The following is a 249-nucleotide window of genomic DNA, read 5'->3' as shown; positions in this document are numbered from 1 at the left end:
GATATCATTGGGGCACAAGAAGTGTCACATTCGCAACTGCAAGATTTAAAAGATAATTTACCTGATTATCATTGGGTTGGCGGAAATCGCAGAGGATACTCTGCTATTTTTTATAAAGAAAAAGAATACAGCGTACAGGAGTATGACCATTTTTGGTTATCCGACACACCCAAAGTAATTGGTTCAAAAACATGGGGAAATAAAATTCCAAGAATGGTTGCCTGGGCAAAGTTTCTTGATAAAAAAAGC

The 249-nt window shown here is 36.9% G+C and carries 1 pseudogene; it reads left to right on the top strand.

The annotated features are described in order from the left end of the window. Positions 1–249, top strand: a pseudogene (locus FS628_RS31740) (endonuclease/exonuclease/phosphatase family protein); the annotation flags it as partial.

The sequence above is a fragment of the Paenibacillus xylanexedens genome, assembly GCF_007676705.1.
GTDB classification, from domain to species: Bacteria; Bacillota; Bacilli; order Paenibacillales; family Paenibacillaceae; genus Paenibacillus; species Paenibacillus xylanexedens_C.
Note: the sequence above shows the minus strand (reverse complement) of the source record. Positions and strands in the feature narration are given on the sequence as shown.